At 68.8% G+C, this 13633-nt stretch carries 11 protein-coding genes; 8 read left to right on the forward strand and 3 right to left on the reverse strand.

The features are described 5' to 3' along the window. Nucleotides 1-174: 174 nt before the first annotated feature. From K340_RS0107500 to K340_RS28165, 4 genes are all read left to right on the forward strand, one after another. The gene (locus K340_RS0107500) at nt 175-813 is read left to right on the forward strand and encodes a dihydrofolate reductase family protein (protein WP_029136273.1); all 639 of its coding nucleotides are present in this window, start codon (nt 175-177) and stop codon (nt 811-813) included. 90 nt (nt 814-903) lie between these two features. Continuing rightward, nucleotides 904-2322 carry a glucuronate isomerase gene (gene uxaC, locus K340_RS0107505; protein WP_037363127.1) on the forward strand — a complete coding sequence of 473 codons (1419 nt, stop codon included), beginning with the start codon at nt 904-906 and terminating at the stop codon, nt 2320-2322. Next, nucleotides 2319-3704: a mannitol dehydrogenase family protein gene (locus K340_RS0107510; RefSeq protein ID WP_029136275.1), complete on the forward strand. Its 1386-nt coding sequence runs from the start codon at nt 2319-2321 to the stop codon at nt 3702-3704. The genes uxaC (K340_RS0107505) and K340_RS0107510 overlap by 4 nt, the downstream gene beginning before the upstream one ends. Then, nucleotides 3701-5284 (forward strand): gluconokinase, encoded by a 1584-nt coding sequence (locus tag K340_RS28165; RefSeq protein ID WP_051265358.1) that lies wholly within the window; start codon nt 3701-3703, stop codon nt 5282-5284. Before K340_RS0107510 ends, K340_RS28165 begins: the two co-directional genes overlap by 4 nt. Nucleotides 5285-5296: 12 nt before the next feature. Here the strand turns inward: K340_RS28165 and K340_RS28170 are convergent, their stop codons facing one another. The 3 genes from K340_RS28170 to K340_RS0107530 form a co-directional block, all read right to left on the reverse strand. Next, the gene (locus tag K340_RS28170; RefSeq protein WP_154674124.1) at nt 5297-6673 is read right to left on the reverse strand and encodes a mannitol dehydrogenase family protein; all 1377 of its coding nucleotides are present in this window, start codon (nt 6671-6673) and stop codon (nt 5297-5299) included. After that, complete coding sequence (gene uxaC, locus K340_RS0107525) at nt 6670-8091, reverse strand: glucuronate isomerase (protein WP_037363133.1); 1422 nt, start codon at nt 8089-8091, stop codon at nt 6670-6672. Before uxaC (K340_RS0107525) ends, K340_RS28170 begins: the two co-directional genes overlap by 4 nt. Before the next feature lie 70 nt (nt 8092-8161). Next, nucleotides 8162-9220, reverse strand: a complete 1059-nt coding sequence (locus K340_RS0107530) for a LacI family DNA-binding transcriptional regulator (RefSeq protein WP_029136277.1) — start codon at nt 9218-9220, stop codon at nt 8162-8164. A gap of 184 nt (nt 9221-9404) precedes the next feature. Between K340_RS0107530 and K340_RS0107535 the strand changes: the two genes are divergently transcribed. The 4 genes from K340_RS0107535 to K340_RS36930 are packed head-to-tail and all read left to right on the forward strand — an operon-like array spanning nt 9405 to nt 13606. Continuing rightward, nucleotides 9405-10628, forward strand: coding sequence for an extracellular solute-binding protein (locus tag K340_RS0107535; RefSeq protein ID WP_154674125.1), 1224 nt, complete (start codon nt 9405-9407; stop codon nt 10626-10628). 28 nt (nt 10629-10656) lie between these two features. Next, nucleotides 10657-11799 carry an ABC transporter ATP-binding protein gene (locus K340_RS28175; protein ID WP_051265360.1) on the forward strand — a complete coding sequence of 381 codons (1143 nt, stop codon included), beginning with the start codon at nt 10657-10659 and terminating at the stop codon, nt 11797-11799. Then, nucleotides 11796-12713: an ABC transporter permease gene (locus tag K340_RS0107545; RefSeq protein WP_029136279.1), complete on the forward strand. Its 918-nt coding sequence runs from the start codon at nt 11796-11798 to the stop codon at nt 12711-12713. The genes K340_RS28175 and K340_RS0107545 overlap by 4 nt, the downstream gene beginning before the upstream one ends. Beyond that, nucleotides 12713-13606 carry an ABC transporter permease gene (locus K340_RS36930; RefSeq protein ID WP_084614138.1) on the forward strand — a complete coding sequence of 298 codons (894 nt, stop codon included), beginning with the start codon at nt 12713-12715 and terminating at the stop codon, nt 13604-13606. Before K340_RS0107545 ends, K340_RS36930 begins: the two co-directional genes overlap by 1 nt. Nucleotides 13607-13633 lie beyond the last annotated feature (27 nt).

Below are 13633 nucleotides of genomic sequence, written 5' to 3' on the forward strand. Positions count from 1 at the left end.
CTCCACCCTGCGCCACCGCCGCCGCGGCGGCAAGCCATGGTCCCGTCGCCGACCCGGTCGGTCCGGGCGGCCGCGAGTTCCGCGCCGGGCGATGAGTTCGGCACTCCGGCGTGGTCCTCCTGTGCTGTGATGCCTTCGTTCCGATCACAGCCACCCGATAACCATGGAGTCGCCATGCCCCGCACCCGGGTCCACAACCTGAACATCTCCCTCGACGGCTATGCGGCCGGCGAACAGGTGACGCTCGACGCCCCGATCGGCGGCGCCGAAGGCCTGTTCGGTTGGTTCGACGGCCGGGTGATCCATGGGGTGGACAAGGCGGACGCGCCGATCACCCTCGATCGTGCGCTGATCAGCCTGTGGGGTCAGGGGGTCGGCGCCGAAATCATGGGGCGGCGGAAGTTCGGCCCGCAGGTCGGGGAATGGCCGGACGACGGATGGCGGGGTTGGTGGGGCGACGAACCGCCTTTCCACACACCGGTTTTCGTCATGACGCATCATCCGCACCCGCAGATCGACTTCCCCAACGGGACCAGCTTCCGGTTCGTCGACGGCTCGCCGCAGGAGGTCCTGCGGCTGGCCAGGGAGGCGGCGGGCGGTCCCGACGTCCGGCTCGGCGGCGGGCCGTCGACCGTGCGGCAGTTCCTGCAGGCCGACCTGGTCGACTTCATGCACCTGACCGTCGTGCCGATCACCCTGGGCCGCGGCGTCTCCCTCTGGGACGGAACGCGCGATCTGCAGGACCGCTTCAGCATCGAGTCGGTCACCGCACCCAACGGCGTCACCCATCAGCTCTGGAACCGCAAGGTCTAGGCCCGCGCGGTCCCGCGTCCCGCGATTCGGCCGCCGACAACTCATGGCAACCATGCTGGTGTCGGGGGTGCTCGCCGCGAGGATGGCGGTATGAGCACCGACGCCTCGTTGAGCGTGCATCCGGATCGACTGTTTCCGGCCGATCCCGGCACCAGGGACATCGCCCGGCGGATCTACGCCGGCATCGCCGACCTCCCGATCATCTCGCCGCACGGGCATGTCCCGCCGCAGTGGCTGGCGGACGATACCCCGTTCACCGACCCCACGTCCTTGTTGATCTCACCGGATCATTACGTCACCCGGCTGCTGCACGCGGCCGGTGTCCCGCTGACCGCTCTCGGCGTCGATCGCAAGCCGCTCACCGAGGAACAGTCGCGGCGGGCCTGGCGGTTGTTCTGTTCACACTGGCCGCTCTATCGGGGCACCCCGGTCAGGTTCTGGATGGAAAGCGTGCTGCACGACATCTTCGGCGTCGCGACGCGGCCGTCCGCGGCGACCTCGGACGCGATCTACGACACCATCGCCGCGGCGCTGGCCTCCGACGAGTTCCGGCCGCGGGCGTTGATGCGCAGGTTCGGCATCTCCGTGCTGGCCACCACCGACGACCCCAGCGACGACCTCGCCGAGCACACCCGGCTTCGGGACGACCCCGACTTCACGCCACGGGTGCTACCCACCTTCCGGCCGGACAAGTACCTGGAGCCGGCCGGCCGGCGCTGGCCGGACCTGCTGGACACATTGGCGGCGGCGTCCGGCATCGACACCTGCGACTACCCGGGATTCATTGCCGCGCTGGAGAACCGGCGCCGCTACTTCGTCGAGCACGGCGCTGTCTCCGCCGATCACAGCCATGCCGACGCGGTGACCCTGACCCTTGAGGAGGCCGAGGCGAGCCGGATCTTCACCGCCGCCCGCGCCGGTATCGCGACCGAGGCGGAGGCGACCGCGCTGCGTCGGCATCTGCTGGTGGAGATGGCCAGGATGTCGGTCGAGGACGGCCTGGTGATGACGCTGCATCCCGGCGTGTTCCGCAACCATCACGCTCCGACCGCGCAGCAGTTCGGGCCCGACACCGGACACGACATCCCGGTCGCCGGCGAGTACACCAGCGGTCTGCGGCACCTGCTGGACCGGTTCGGCACCGCCGAGGGATTCCACCTGGTGCTGTTCACCCTGGACGAGGCGACGCTGTCCCGGGAGATCGCGCCGCTGGCCGGCTTCTACCCCAGCGTCTACATCGGCGCGCCGTGGTGGTTCCTGGACGCGCCGGAGGCCGCCAGGCGGTTCCGCGGCGCGGTGACCGAGACCGCCGGATTCTCCCGCACCTCGGGGTTCATCGACGACACCCGGGCATTCTGTTCGATCCCGGCCCGACACGACATGGCCCGCCGGGTCGACAGCGGCTACCTGGCCGAACTCGTTGTGTCCCACCGGCTCGACCTGGACGAGGCGATCGAGACAGCGGCCGACCTGGTGCTGGCCCAACCACGAAAGGCGTTCAAACTATGACGTTGACGTCGCTGTCCCGGGCCCGGGACGGGCGGCCGGCGGCCCCGGTGCGGATGGTGCACCTGGGTCTGGGCAACTTCTTCCGGGCGCACCAGGCTTACTACACCGAGATCGCTTCCGACGCCGCCGACTGGGGCTATCTCGCGTTCACCGGACGTAGCGCGGTTGGCCCGCTGCGGGCGCAGGACGGTCTGTACACGCTGCTGGTGCGCGGCGCCGATGCCGACCGGCCGATGGTGGTCTCGGCCTTGTCGGAGGTCGGCGTGTCCACCGACATCTCGGCCTGGCGCAACGCTTTCCGACTGCCCGCCCTGGCGCTGGTGACCCTCACGGTGACCGAGGCCGGGTACTGCCGGAACGCCGACGGCGGTCTGGACACCGCTGACGGCGACGTCGCCGCCGACATCGCGGCGCTGCGGGTCGCCGGGCTGACGGCGAACGTGAGCACGGTGCCCGGCAAGCTCGTGCTCGGCCTGTTGCACCGCCGCGACGCCGGGCTGACGCCGATCACCCTGGTGCCCTGCGACAACGTGCCGGGCAACGGCTCGATGGTCGCCCGGGTGGTCAACGAGCTGGCCGAGCTGGTCGACGACGGCCTGCCCGGATGGATCGAGCAGAACGTCGGTTTCGTCACCACGATGGTGGATCGGATCACCCCAAGGGCGGTGCCGGCCGACCGGGCAGATCTATTGGCGGCCACCGGCATCGACGATCCGGAGTGCGTGGTCACCGAGCCGTTCACCGAATGGGTGCTCAGCGGCGAGTTCGCGGCCGGCCACCCGGACTGGGCCGGCGCCGGCGCCCGGTTCGTCGACGACATCGAACCCTGGGAGCACCGCAAGCTGTGGCTGCTCAACGGATCCCACTCGCTACTGGCCTACGCGGCGAGCATCCGCGGCGCCGAGACGGTGGCCGAGGCGATCGCCGATCCGGTGGTCCGCGGGTGGGTCGACCAGTGGTGGGACGATGCGGCGCGGCAGCTACCGTTGCCGGCCGCCGAGATCGCGGACTACCGCGCGGCTCTGCTGCAGCGTTACGCGAACCCACGGATCAGGCATCTGCTCGCGCAGATCGCCGCCGACGGCTCGCAGAAGGTTCCGATCCGGATCCTGCCGACCCTTCTCGGCGAGCTGGCGCAGGGCCGGATCGCCGGTGGTGCAACCAGAGTGATCGCCGCCTGGGTGCTACACCTACGCGGCCTCGGGGCGCCGGTCAGTGACCGCGGCGCGACCCAGCTGCAGAACGAGGTGGTCGAACACGACCTGCCGGGCGCGGTCCGCACGGTGTTGTCGTTCCTCGGGGTAGAGGACCAGCGGGTCACCGATGCGGTGATCGATCAGGCCGGGGAGCTGAGCAGCGCCCGACCGGCTGCGCCGGCATGAGCGACCGGCCGCGCGCGGTAGCCGGCCGTGGTGACGCCGCACCCCCGGCCGAGATCGTCATCGGGGTTGACGTCGGCACCACCGCCACCAAGGTGACCGCCTTCGGCGTCGGCTCTCGGTGGCGGCACACCGTGGTCCGGGAGTATCCGCTGCTGCACCCGCAGGACGGATGGGAGATACAGCAGCCAGAGGTGATCCTGGCCGCCGCGCTCGGCGCGATCGCCGAAAGCGTCTCCCGCGGCGGGGCGTCCCGGGTGATCGCGGTGTCGTTGAGTGCCGCGATGCACGGCCTGATCGGCCTCGACACCGATCTGCGGCCGCTGACGCCGCTGCTCACCTGGGCCGATTCCCGAGCGACGGACATCGCGCGCCGGCTGCGCGCAGAAGGGCTCGCAGCCGAGCTGCACCACCGTTCCGGGACGCCCGTGCATCCGATGTCCCCACTGACCAAGCTGATCTGGTTCGCCGAGCACGAACCTGAGCTCTCCGGCCGGGTGCGCGCCTGGGTCGGCCTGAAGGACTGGATCGTGCAGGCCCTCACCGGTACGCAGGCCACCGAACTGTCCAGCGCCAGTGGTACCGGCCTGCTCGACCTGAACACCCGCAGCTGGTCGCCGGAAACTCTTGCCATGGTCGGGGTTTCCGCAGAGCAGCTGCCGATCATCCTGCCGACGACCGCGGCCCTGGGGCTCACCAGGGCGGTTGCCCCACGGGTCGGGTTGCCAACAGCGACGCCAGTGGTGCTCGGCGCCGGTGACGGCCCGTCCGGCAACCTCGGCACCGGCGCCCTGCGCCCGGGTGTCGCCGGCCTGAGCATCGGCACCAGCGGTGCAGTGCGCACCGTCGTTCCGGAGCCGTACGTCGATCCCGGCGGCCGGCTGTTCTGCTATGCCCTCACCGACGATGCCTGGACCATCGGTGGCGCGATCAGCAACGGCGGTGCGACCCAGCGATGGGCCGGCGAGGTGTTCGGCCGGCCGGACAGCGGCGCCGATTCCTCGACCGACGAACAGACCTTGGCATTGGCCGCGACCGTTCCGGCCGGCAGCGACGGACTGCTCGCGCTGCCGTTCCTGATGGCCGAGCGGGCACCGCTGTGGGACCCGACGGTAGCCGGCGCCTTCCTCGGAGTCCGAAGCCGGCACACCCGTGGCCATTTCGTCCGCGCGGCAGTGGAAGGCGTTGCGCTGCAACTGTCGGTCATCGTCGATGAGCTCGACGCGGTGCACCCGATCGACTCCGTTCGGGCCACCGGCGGCGTCTTCCGCTCGGACCTGTGGCGCACCGTACTGGCCGGTGTGCTGGACCGACCGATCGTCGTGGCCGACGGCGCCGAGGGATCGGCGAGGGGCGCCGCGGCGCTCGGCCTGATCGGCATCGGGCGCGCCGCCTCGTTCGACAGCGCGTTGGCTCTGCTGCCGGGTCCGGACACCGGAACGGACCGGCTCACCAATCCGGACCCCGCCCTGGCGGACACCTATCGGCGGGTCCGCGCCGATTTCCCGCGGTTGCTGTCCGACCTCGGGCGGGTCGCCGAACTGTTCCGGCCGGCCGCGCCGGTGCCGGCGCGATCCGGGTGACGTCGCCGGTGCCTACTGCCGCGCGAGTTCCTCCGCATGGGCGACCACCGTTGCCACCACGGTGGCGTCGGCACCGACCGCCGGGTCCAGCCGGTCCAGGATCCTGGTGACTGCGTCGTGCAAGGGGCCGGCGGCCAGCTCCACCAGTCGGGCCGCGTGCGGGTCGGTCACCCCTCCGGTCCCGCCGCGGAGCTGAACCACCCAGGCCGCCAGAATTCTGGTGGCGGCGATCGGGATCCGGCCGGCGGCCCGTTCCAGCGCCAGCACCGGGAGCACCCTGATCGGCAGCTTCTGCGAACCGTCGGCGGCGATCTGCGCCAGCAGGTGCCGGATACTCCGGTTGGCGAATCTCTCCGTCAGGGCGTCGGTGTAGCGCGTCAGCTCGGCGGACGGAAAGGGCAGGTGTGTCAATGCCTCTGCCCACCACTGCTGCACCCAGTCGCGGCAGGCATCGTCGGCCATCGCCTCGGAAACGGTGACGTGCCCTCTGATCGAGCCCTCGTAGGCGAGCAGTGAGTGCGCGCCGTTCAACAACCACAACTTGCGCCGCTCGAACGGCCCTACGTCGTCGACGAACTCGGTGCCGACCGCGTCCCACCGCGGCCGGCCGGCCGGGAAGTCGCCACACAGGACCCACTCGCTGAACGGCTCGGTGATCACCGGGCAGGTGTCGGTCCGGCCTGTCGCCGCCGCGACCTCCGCGCTGTCGGCGGCGGTGCCACGCGGGGTGATCCGGTCGACCATGCTGGTGACGAAGCTGACCGATTCACCGATCCACCGGGCGAGCGCCGGTTCCAACAGCTCGGCCGCCGAGCCGACGACCTGCCGCACCACACTTCCGTTGTCGGCCAGATTGTCGCAGGGAATCACGGTGATCGGGCCGGCATCGGCCCGGCGTCGCGCGGCCAGCCCGGCGACGAGACGCCCCGGGACAGTGGTGACGGCTGCCGTCGGGTCCGCCCGCAGTCTCTCGAGGTCGGACAGCACCCCGGGGTCGCCGCGATCGAGGTCGCCGTCGGCACCGCGTCGGTAGCCTGCCTCGGTCACGGTGAGCGTCAGCGCCCTGGTGCTGGGCGCGGCCAGAACCGTTGACCAGGCGTCGTTATCCGCTGCCGGGCGGGCCAGACTGACGCTGGAGACGACGTCGAACCGGTTCCCGGTCGCTGCTTTGGTGACGAGCGTGTAGAGGCCGTCCTGCGCCGTCATCCGATCGGCCAGTGCGGCGCTGCGGCCGGTGAACGCCGCAATCCCCCACTCCGCGGCGTCCGGTGCCAGGCCGGTGTACCAGGCCTGATGGGCCCGGAAGAAGTTGCCGAGACCGAGGTGGGCGATGCCGACCGGCGCGGCCGGCGACCCGGCACACCTGGCCAAGGGTTGCGGGTTGCTCACAACTTGAATACCCGGCGTGGGTTCTCGGCGACCAGATCGTGCGCTATGCGGCGCGCCTCGTCCTCACCCACGCGGTGTTCGGCGACCAGGCCGGCCAGGTAGCCGCAGTCCAGCCGGCGAGCCATGTCGTGCCGGGCCGGGATCGAGCAGAACGCCCTGGTGTCGTCGATGAACCCCGAGGTGCGGGTGAATCCGGCTGTCTCGGTGACCGCCGCCCGGAACCGACGGATGGCGTCCGGTGCATCCAGGAACCACCAGGGCACACCGAGATAGACGCTCGGGAAGAACCCGGCCAGCGGCGCGAGTTCCCGGGACCAGACGGTCTCGTCGAGGGTGAACAACACCAGATGCAGGTTGGGATGGTTGCCGTAGCGCTCCAGCAGCGGCCGGATTGCCCGGGTGTACTCGGTCGCGACCGGAATGTCGTGGCCGCGGTCCGGGCCGAACCGGGCGGCGAGCCCGGACTCGTAGTCGCGCAGTGCCCCCGGGTGGACGGTCATCACCAGTCCGTCGTCGCACGACATCCGGGCCATCTCCAGCAACATGTTGCGGCGGAACGCATCTGCCTCGGCAGCGGTGACCGATCCGGCCAGTGCGGATCGATAGATCCTGCTTGCCTCCGCGGTGCTCAGCGGATCGGTACGGGGGTCGATGTGGCCGTGATCGGCCGAGACCGCACCGTGCTCCACGAAGTAGCGCCGCCGGTTCTCCAACGCCGCCAGGTAGCCCTGGTAGTCACCGGTGTCCAGGTCCGCGGCCCGGCCCAGTCCGTCCTGGGCCGCTGCCCAGCCCGGTCGTGCAGGGTCCAGGTATCGATCGGGCCGGAAGGTCGGCAGCACCCTGGCCTCGAACGTCGGATCGGCGGCCAGCGCAGCGTGCGCCGACAGATCGTCGACCGGGTCGTCCGTGGTGGCCAGCACCGAGATGCCGAACCGGGCGAACAGTGCCCGTGGCCGGAACTCCGGCTGCTGCAGTCGATCTGCTATCTGTTCGTAGATCGCATCGGCGTTGGCCGCGCACGGTTCATCGATGATCCCGAAGATCCCCGACAACTCCGATTCCAGCCAGTACCTGACCGGGGTGCCGGCAAACACCGACCAGTTGTCGCACAGCCGGTGCCAGACGGCCCGGGCGCGATCCGGCGCCAGCGGCTGGCCACCGATGCCGAGTTCCGGCAGGGTGACGCCGCTGGCGTGCAGCAGCCGGGTGACGTAGTGATCCGGGGTCACTAGCAGTTCCGCCGGATTGGGAAACAGCTCGTCGTCCAACAGCACCCTGGCATCGACGTGACCGTGCGGGGAAATGATCGGCAACTCCCGGACACCGTCGTACAGCTCGCGCGCCAGCCGCCGGATCCCGGGATCCGGCGGCAGCAGTCGGTCCGGATGGGGCATCAGCGGCGCGGTGTCGGCGGGCATAGCCGCACTGTTCAGGGTGACGGCATTCGGTGGCAATCGGTTGCCGTCAGTTGCCGGTCCGGCCAGCGTGCTAACCGCCCGCGGTCGATCCCGAACGGAATGCCGCGGCGGTGCGCCGCCGCCGGAACGGCCCCGTCGAGCCGCGGATCACCAGCCGGGTCGGCAACATCACCGGATCACCGGTCTGCGGTGGCGCGCCACCGATGGTCGCCACCAGTTGCCGCACGGCCGTCGCCCCCAACGTCTGCAGCGGCGAGGCGACGGTCGTCAGCCCCGGGGTGACGAGTTCGGTGCCGAAGATGTTGTCGAACCCGATCACGCTGACGTCGGCCGGAACCTTCGCGCCCAGCGCCGCCAGGCCCTGCAGGAATCCCAGCGCCACCATGTCGTTGTAGGCGATCACCGCACCGGCCGGCTGTGTCCGGAACTGTTCCACCGCAGTCACTCCGCCGGCAACCGTCGGCGGATGCGGCCCGATCCGGTGCACCTTCAGACCGCGCTCGGCGGCGATCTCCCGCAACGCCTGCCAACGCACGCTGTCGGCCCAGGCGGCCTCCGGCCCGGCGACGTAGGTCATCGAGGTGTGGCCGAGTTCGGTCAGATGGGCGACGGCTTCGCGCATCCCGTGGCGATGGTCGGTCACCACGCAGGGCAGCCCCACCACCACTCTGTTCAACACGATCAGCGGGCGTAGCCTGGCCATCTTTCGGATCGCCGAGTCCGACATCCGGGTGCTGGTCAGCACAATGCCGTCAACCATGCCGATGGACCGGTCCAGCGCCTCGCGTTCCAGCCGATCGGATTCCTGGGCGTTCGCCAACAGCATGGTGTACCCGGCGTCGATCGCCGCCGCCTGCGCGCCCCGAATGATGCCGAAGTAGTAGGGATTGGTGATGTCGGCGATGGCCAGCGCGATCACCGAGGTCCGCCCGGTGAGCAGAGCACGGGCGAGCGGATTGGTCCGGTAGCCCATGTCCGAGGCGATTTTCCGGATCCGGGCGGCAGTTTCCGCGTTGACCCGTCCGGGACGGGAGAATGCCCTCGACACTGTCGAAACGGCCACCCCGGCGGCGCGCGCCACGTCGTAGATCGTCGGCGGCCGTTGATCGCCGTTCCGCTGTTCGACCACAGGTCACCTCGTCGTTGAAGCCGAGTTCCCGACGATAGGCCGCGCGACAACTCATGGCAACCGCTTGCCACTTGCTGGACCGGGCTGCCTGAATGACTGAATTCACGGCGGACGGGGCCGGATCCAGACCGGACCGCCAAGACACGACCACCAAGACACGACCACCAAGACAAAGGAGTCAGGAATGTCGAGACCATCACGCCTGCCCGTGGCACTCGTCGCCGGCGCGAGCGCGTTCGCCCTGCTGGTCAGCGCCTGCGGAGCACCGTCATCCGGGGCAGACCAGGCCACCGGGAGCGTCAACGCGACCGAAGTGCCGGACAAGCCGAGCGCACCGGTCACGCTGAACATCCTGGACATCGCCGGCAACCTGCAGCTGACCAAGGGGATGATCGAGAACTTCAAGGCAGCCAACCCGGACATCGTCAAGGAGGTCACCTACACCACCGGCCAGGCGCCGGCGATGACCGGCAAGCTCAAGGCCGAACAGCAGGGCGGCGCGGTCACCACCAGCCTGGTACTCAGCGGCACCGACGGTTTGGCTGCCGGCGTCGAGAACGACCTGCTAACCGAGCTCACCCCCGCCTTCGACAGCCGTTTCCCGGGGCTGATGGACAACTACCTCGAGCCGGCGGCCAACATGCAGAAACTGGCTGCCGGGCACGGCATCGAAGTCGTCTACTACCCGTCCGGCCCACTGCTGGAATACAACCCGGACAAGGTGTCGGCGCCGCCGAAGACGCCCGCGGCGCTGCTCGAGTACGCCAAGGCGAACCCTGGGAAGGTCCAGTACGCCAACCCGGCCAACTCCGGTCCCGGCCGGACCTTCCTGATGGGCCTGCCGTATCTGCTCGGTGACACCGATCCGAAAGATCCGGACAAGGGCTGGGACAAGACCTGGGCATTCCTGCAGGAGCTCGGCAAGTACACCGCGAACTACCCGTCCGGAACCACCGAGACGATGAAGAACCTGGCATCCGGCGCGGTCGACATCGTGGCGTCGACCACCGGCTGGGACATCAATCCGCGGGTGCTCGGTACCGTTCCGAACACCGTGAAGGTCAGCGCTTTCGACAACATGCACTGGGTCAGTGATGCGCAGTACGCGCTGATCCCGAAGGGCGTGTCGAACGACGTCCTGGCCGCCGACCTCGCGCTGATCGCCTGGATGCTCAAGCCGGACCAGCAGGCGATCGCCTACGACAAGGGCTACTTCTACCCCGGCCCGGCCGTCAAGGACGTGACGATCGAGATGGCACCGCAGGAGAGCCAGGATGTGCTCAAGGAGTTCGGCCGCGCCGAATACGCGGACTGGATCAAGAACTTCCCGGTGGAAACGTCGCTGCCCGCCAAGCAACAGGTCGCGGCCTTCGACAAATGGAACCGACTCGTCGGCAGCCAGAAGTAGCACAGAATCGCTGGAAGGACACGAAGCCATGACGGACAACCACTTCCGCGAACTCAGACTCGACGGCGTCAGCCGCGCCTACGGTTCGCAGAATGCCCTGAACGACCTGAACCTGACCATCTCGGGACAGGAGTTCATCGCACTGCTCGGTCCGAGTGGCTGCGGCAAGTCCACCGCGCTGAACTGCATCGCCGGGCTGCTGCCACTCACCGGAGGATCGATCTACCTGGACGACAGGCGGATCGACACCCTCCCACCCGAACAGCGTGGGTTCGGCATGGTCTTCCAGAACTACGCGCTCTTCCCGCACATGTCGGTCCGCAAGAACATCGGCTTCGGGCTGAAGATGCACAAGGTACCGAAGGCCGAGGCCGCCAAGCGGGTGGATGAGGCCGTGGCACTGGTGCAGTTGCAGGAGCATCAGCACAAGGCGCCGGGTCAGCTGTCCGGAGGGCAGCAGCAGCGAGTGGCGATCGCTCGCGCTGTTGCCCTCCACCCGCCGCTGGTGCTGATGGACGAACCGTTGTCGAACCTGGACGCGCAGCTCCGGCTCGAGATGCGGATGGAAATCCGTCGGCTGCACCAGAACCTGGGTCTGACGACGGTCTATGTCACCCACGACCAGGAAGAGGCGCTGTCGATGGCCGATCGGCTGGTCGTGCTGCGGCTGGGCGTGATGCAGCAGTTCGGCACACCGGAGGAGGTGTACGACCACCCGGCCAACGCATATGTGGCCGGCTTCATGGGATATCGCAACCTGCTGGAGCTGGACATCGTCACGGCCGATGCCGAGAAGGTGTCCGCCCGCGGCAAGCACATCGCCCTGGTCGGCGCCAATCGCGAGTCGGTGACCACCGGCCGGGCGATCGCGGCCATCCGGCCCGAGGACTTCACCATCGGTGCGACAGACGGCAATCGGATCGAGGTCACGGTCGATATCGCCGAGTACCACGGCCGCGAGCTGTCGGTGCAGGCCTCGACCGCCGACGGCCTGTCGATCTACTTCCGCACCTCCGAGCGGGTGGCGCCGGGCGACCATGTGGTGCTCGGGGTGCCGGCCCATCGGGTATTGGTCTTCCGCAGCGACAACAGCATCGACGCCGACGTGCAGCAGACGACCGAGGACGCGCCGGCCGGGGTCGGTGCCGGCGGACCGGGGACCGGCCGGTGAGCACCGCGACGGCGCCGGCGGTCCGGCCGCCGAGCAACCAGTCGTCCTTGCGGCACCGGCTCGCCGAGCGCGGCGTCGACCGCACCCTGTGGCTGCTGCTGCCGGCGGTCGCGTTCATCGTGCTGTTGTTCATGTACCCGTTCCTGTACGGCCTCGGACTGTCCTTCCAGCCCTCGCACGGCGGTGGCATCTTCGGCAACTACGCCGCCTTCTTCAGCGACCCGTATCTGCGCAACACCATCTGGAAGACCCTGGGCCTCGGCCTACCGGCCGCCCTCTTCAACGTGATCGCGTCGATCCCGATCGCCTATCTGATGCGCGGAAAGGTCCGCGGAAAGCGGCTGCTGACCACACTTCTGGTCGTCCCGATCACGCTGGGAACGGTGCTCACCGCGCAAGGCCTGATCATGTACGCCGGCCCCACCGGCTGGCTGAACACGGTCCTGCTCGACCTGGGCATCATCGACGAGCCGCTCACCCTGATCCACAACTGGATCGGCGTCTTTCTGAGCCTGATCATCACCGGGTTCCCGTTCGCCTTCCTGCTCACCCTTTCCTACATCTCCGGCATCGACCCGGCACTGGACAAGGCGGCCGCCACCCTCGGAGCCGGTCCCATGCAGCGGTTCCGGACCATCACCATGCCGCTGCTCGCTCCCGGGTTGGTGATCACCTTCACGCTGTCGTTCGTGCTGGCGTTCTCCGTCTTCCCGTCCGCCCAGCTGGTCGGCGATCCGACCGGTTCCACCCGGGTGATGTCGATCGCGGCCTACGACGCGGCGTTCCAGCAATTCGACTTCCCCATGGGTTCCACCATGGCGATGATCATGGCCGTGGTGATGTTGGTGGTCATCGGACTGGTCATGCTGTGGCGGACCACCCTGTACCGCGGTGCCACCGGAGGTAAAGGCTGATGTCCACCCCCACCCGAGAACTCCCGTCCGCAGCGTCGGACGCGGCAAAGGCAGGCCCACGACCGCGCCGCAGGGTCCGGATCTGGGCCGTCGTGGTCTGGTTCCTGCTCGCCTTCTTCTTCGTCAATCTGATCGCATTGGTCGCCTCCGTGGTGGTCGATTCCTTCGGCAAGACCTGGTTCGGCGGCTGGCTGCCTTCCGGCTTCACCACCAGGTGGTACTCGCAGGCCTGGACCGAGTTCGGGCTCAGTCATGTACTGATCGTCACCGCCGAGGTCGCCATCATCGTGGTCGTGCTGTCGGTGCTGATCGGCGTCCCCGCGTCATACGTGTTGGCCCGCAGGACGTTCCCCGGCAAGAAGTTCCTGCTGCTGCTATTCGTGCTACCGATCCTGGTGCCGCCGATCACCTACGGCATTCCGCTGGCCACTGTGCTCTACAAGGTGAACCTGGCCGGATCGCTGACCGGGGTGATCCTGGCAAACCTGGTGCCGTCGGTACCGTTCGTGATCCTGACGATGACACCGTTCATCGAGCAGATCGACCCGAAGATCGAGGCCGCCGCGCGGATGTGTGGGGCCAAGACCTCGGCAGTCTTCACCCGGATCCTCGGCCCGCTACTGATCCCCGGCATGCTGGCGGCCAGCATCCTGGTGTTGGTCCGCACCGTCGGCATGTTCGAACTCACCTTCCTGACCGCCGGACCGGACAGCACCACATTGGTTGTCGCGCTGTACAACTCGGTGTTCGGTGCCGGGATCAGGGCCAACCAGTCCGTCGACGCGATGGCGACCATCTACACCGGTTCGATGCTGGTGCTGCTGGTCATCGCGCTCCGGTTCGTCAACCCGACGCAACTGGTCGCCAGGGGCGGGGACACCGGCAAGGAGTAGGCCGAGCGGAACGGCCTGTGCCGATGG

The sequence above is a fragment of the Nakamurella lactea DSM 19367 genome (assembly GCF_000426645.1).
GTDB classification, from domain to species: domain Bacteria; phylum Actinomycetota; class Actinomycetes; order Mycobacteriales; family Nakamurellaceae; genus Nakamurella; species Nakamurella lactea.

Bases quoted from the DNA above. Each gene is read 5' to 3' on its own strand.
- K340_RS36930 (WP_084614138.1), top strand. From the start codon at position 12,713: ATGTCCACCCCCACCCGAGAACTCCCGTCCGCAGCGTCGGACGCGGCA.
- K340_RS0107535 (WP_154674125.1), top strand. From the start codon at position 9,405: ATGTCGAGACCATCACGCCTGCCCGTGGCACTCGTCGCCGGCGCGAGC.
- K340_RS0107510 (WP_029136275.1), top strand. From the start codon at position 2,319: ATGACGTTGACGTCGCTGTCCCGGGCCCGGGACGGGCGGCCGGCGGCC.
- uxaC (WP_037363127.1), top strand. From the start codon at position 904: ATGAGCACCGACGCCTCGTTGAGCGTGCATCCGGATCGACTGTTTCCG.
- K340_RS0107500 (WP_029136273.1), top strand. From the start codon at position 175: ATGCCCCGCACCCGGGTCCACAACCTGAACATCTCCCTCGACGGCTAT.
- K340_RS28165 (WP_051265358.1), top strand. From the start codon at position 3,701: ATGAGCGACCGGCCGCGCGCGGTAGCCGGCCGTGGTGACGCCGCACCC.
- uxaC (WP_037363133.1), bottom strand. From the start codon at position 8,091: ATGCCCGCCGACACCGCGCCGCTGATGCCCCATCCGGACCGACTGCTG.
- K340_RS28175 (WP_051265360.1), top strand. From the start codon at position 10,657: ATGACGGACAACCACTTCCGCGAACTCAGACTCGACGGCGTCAGCCGC.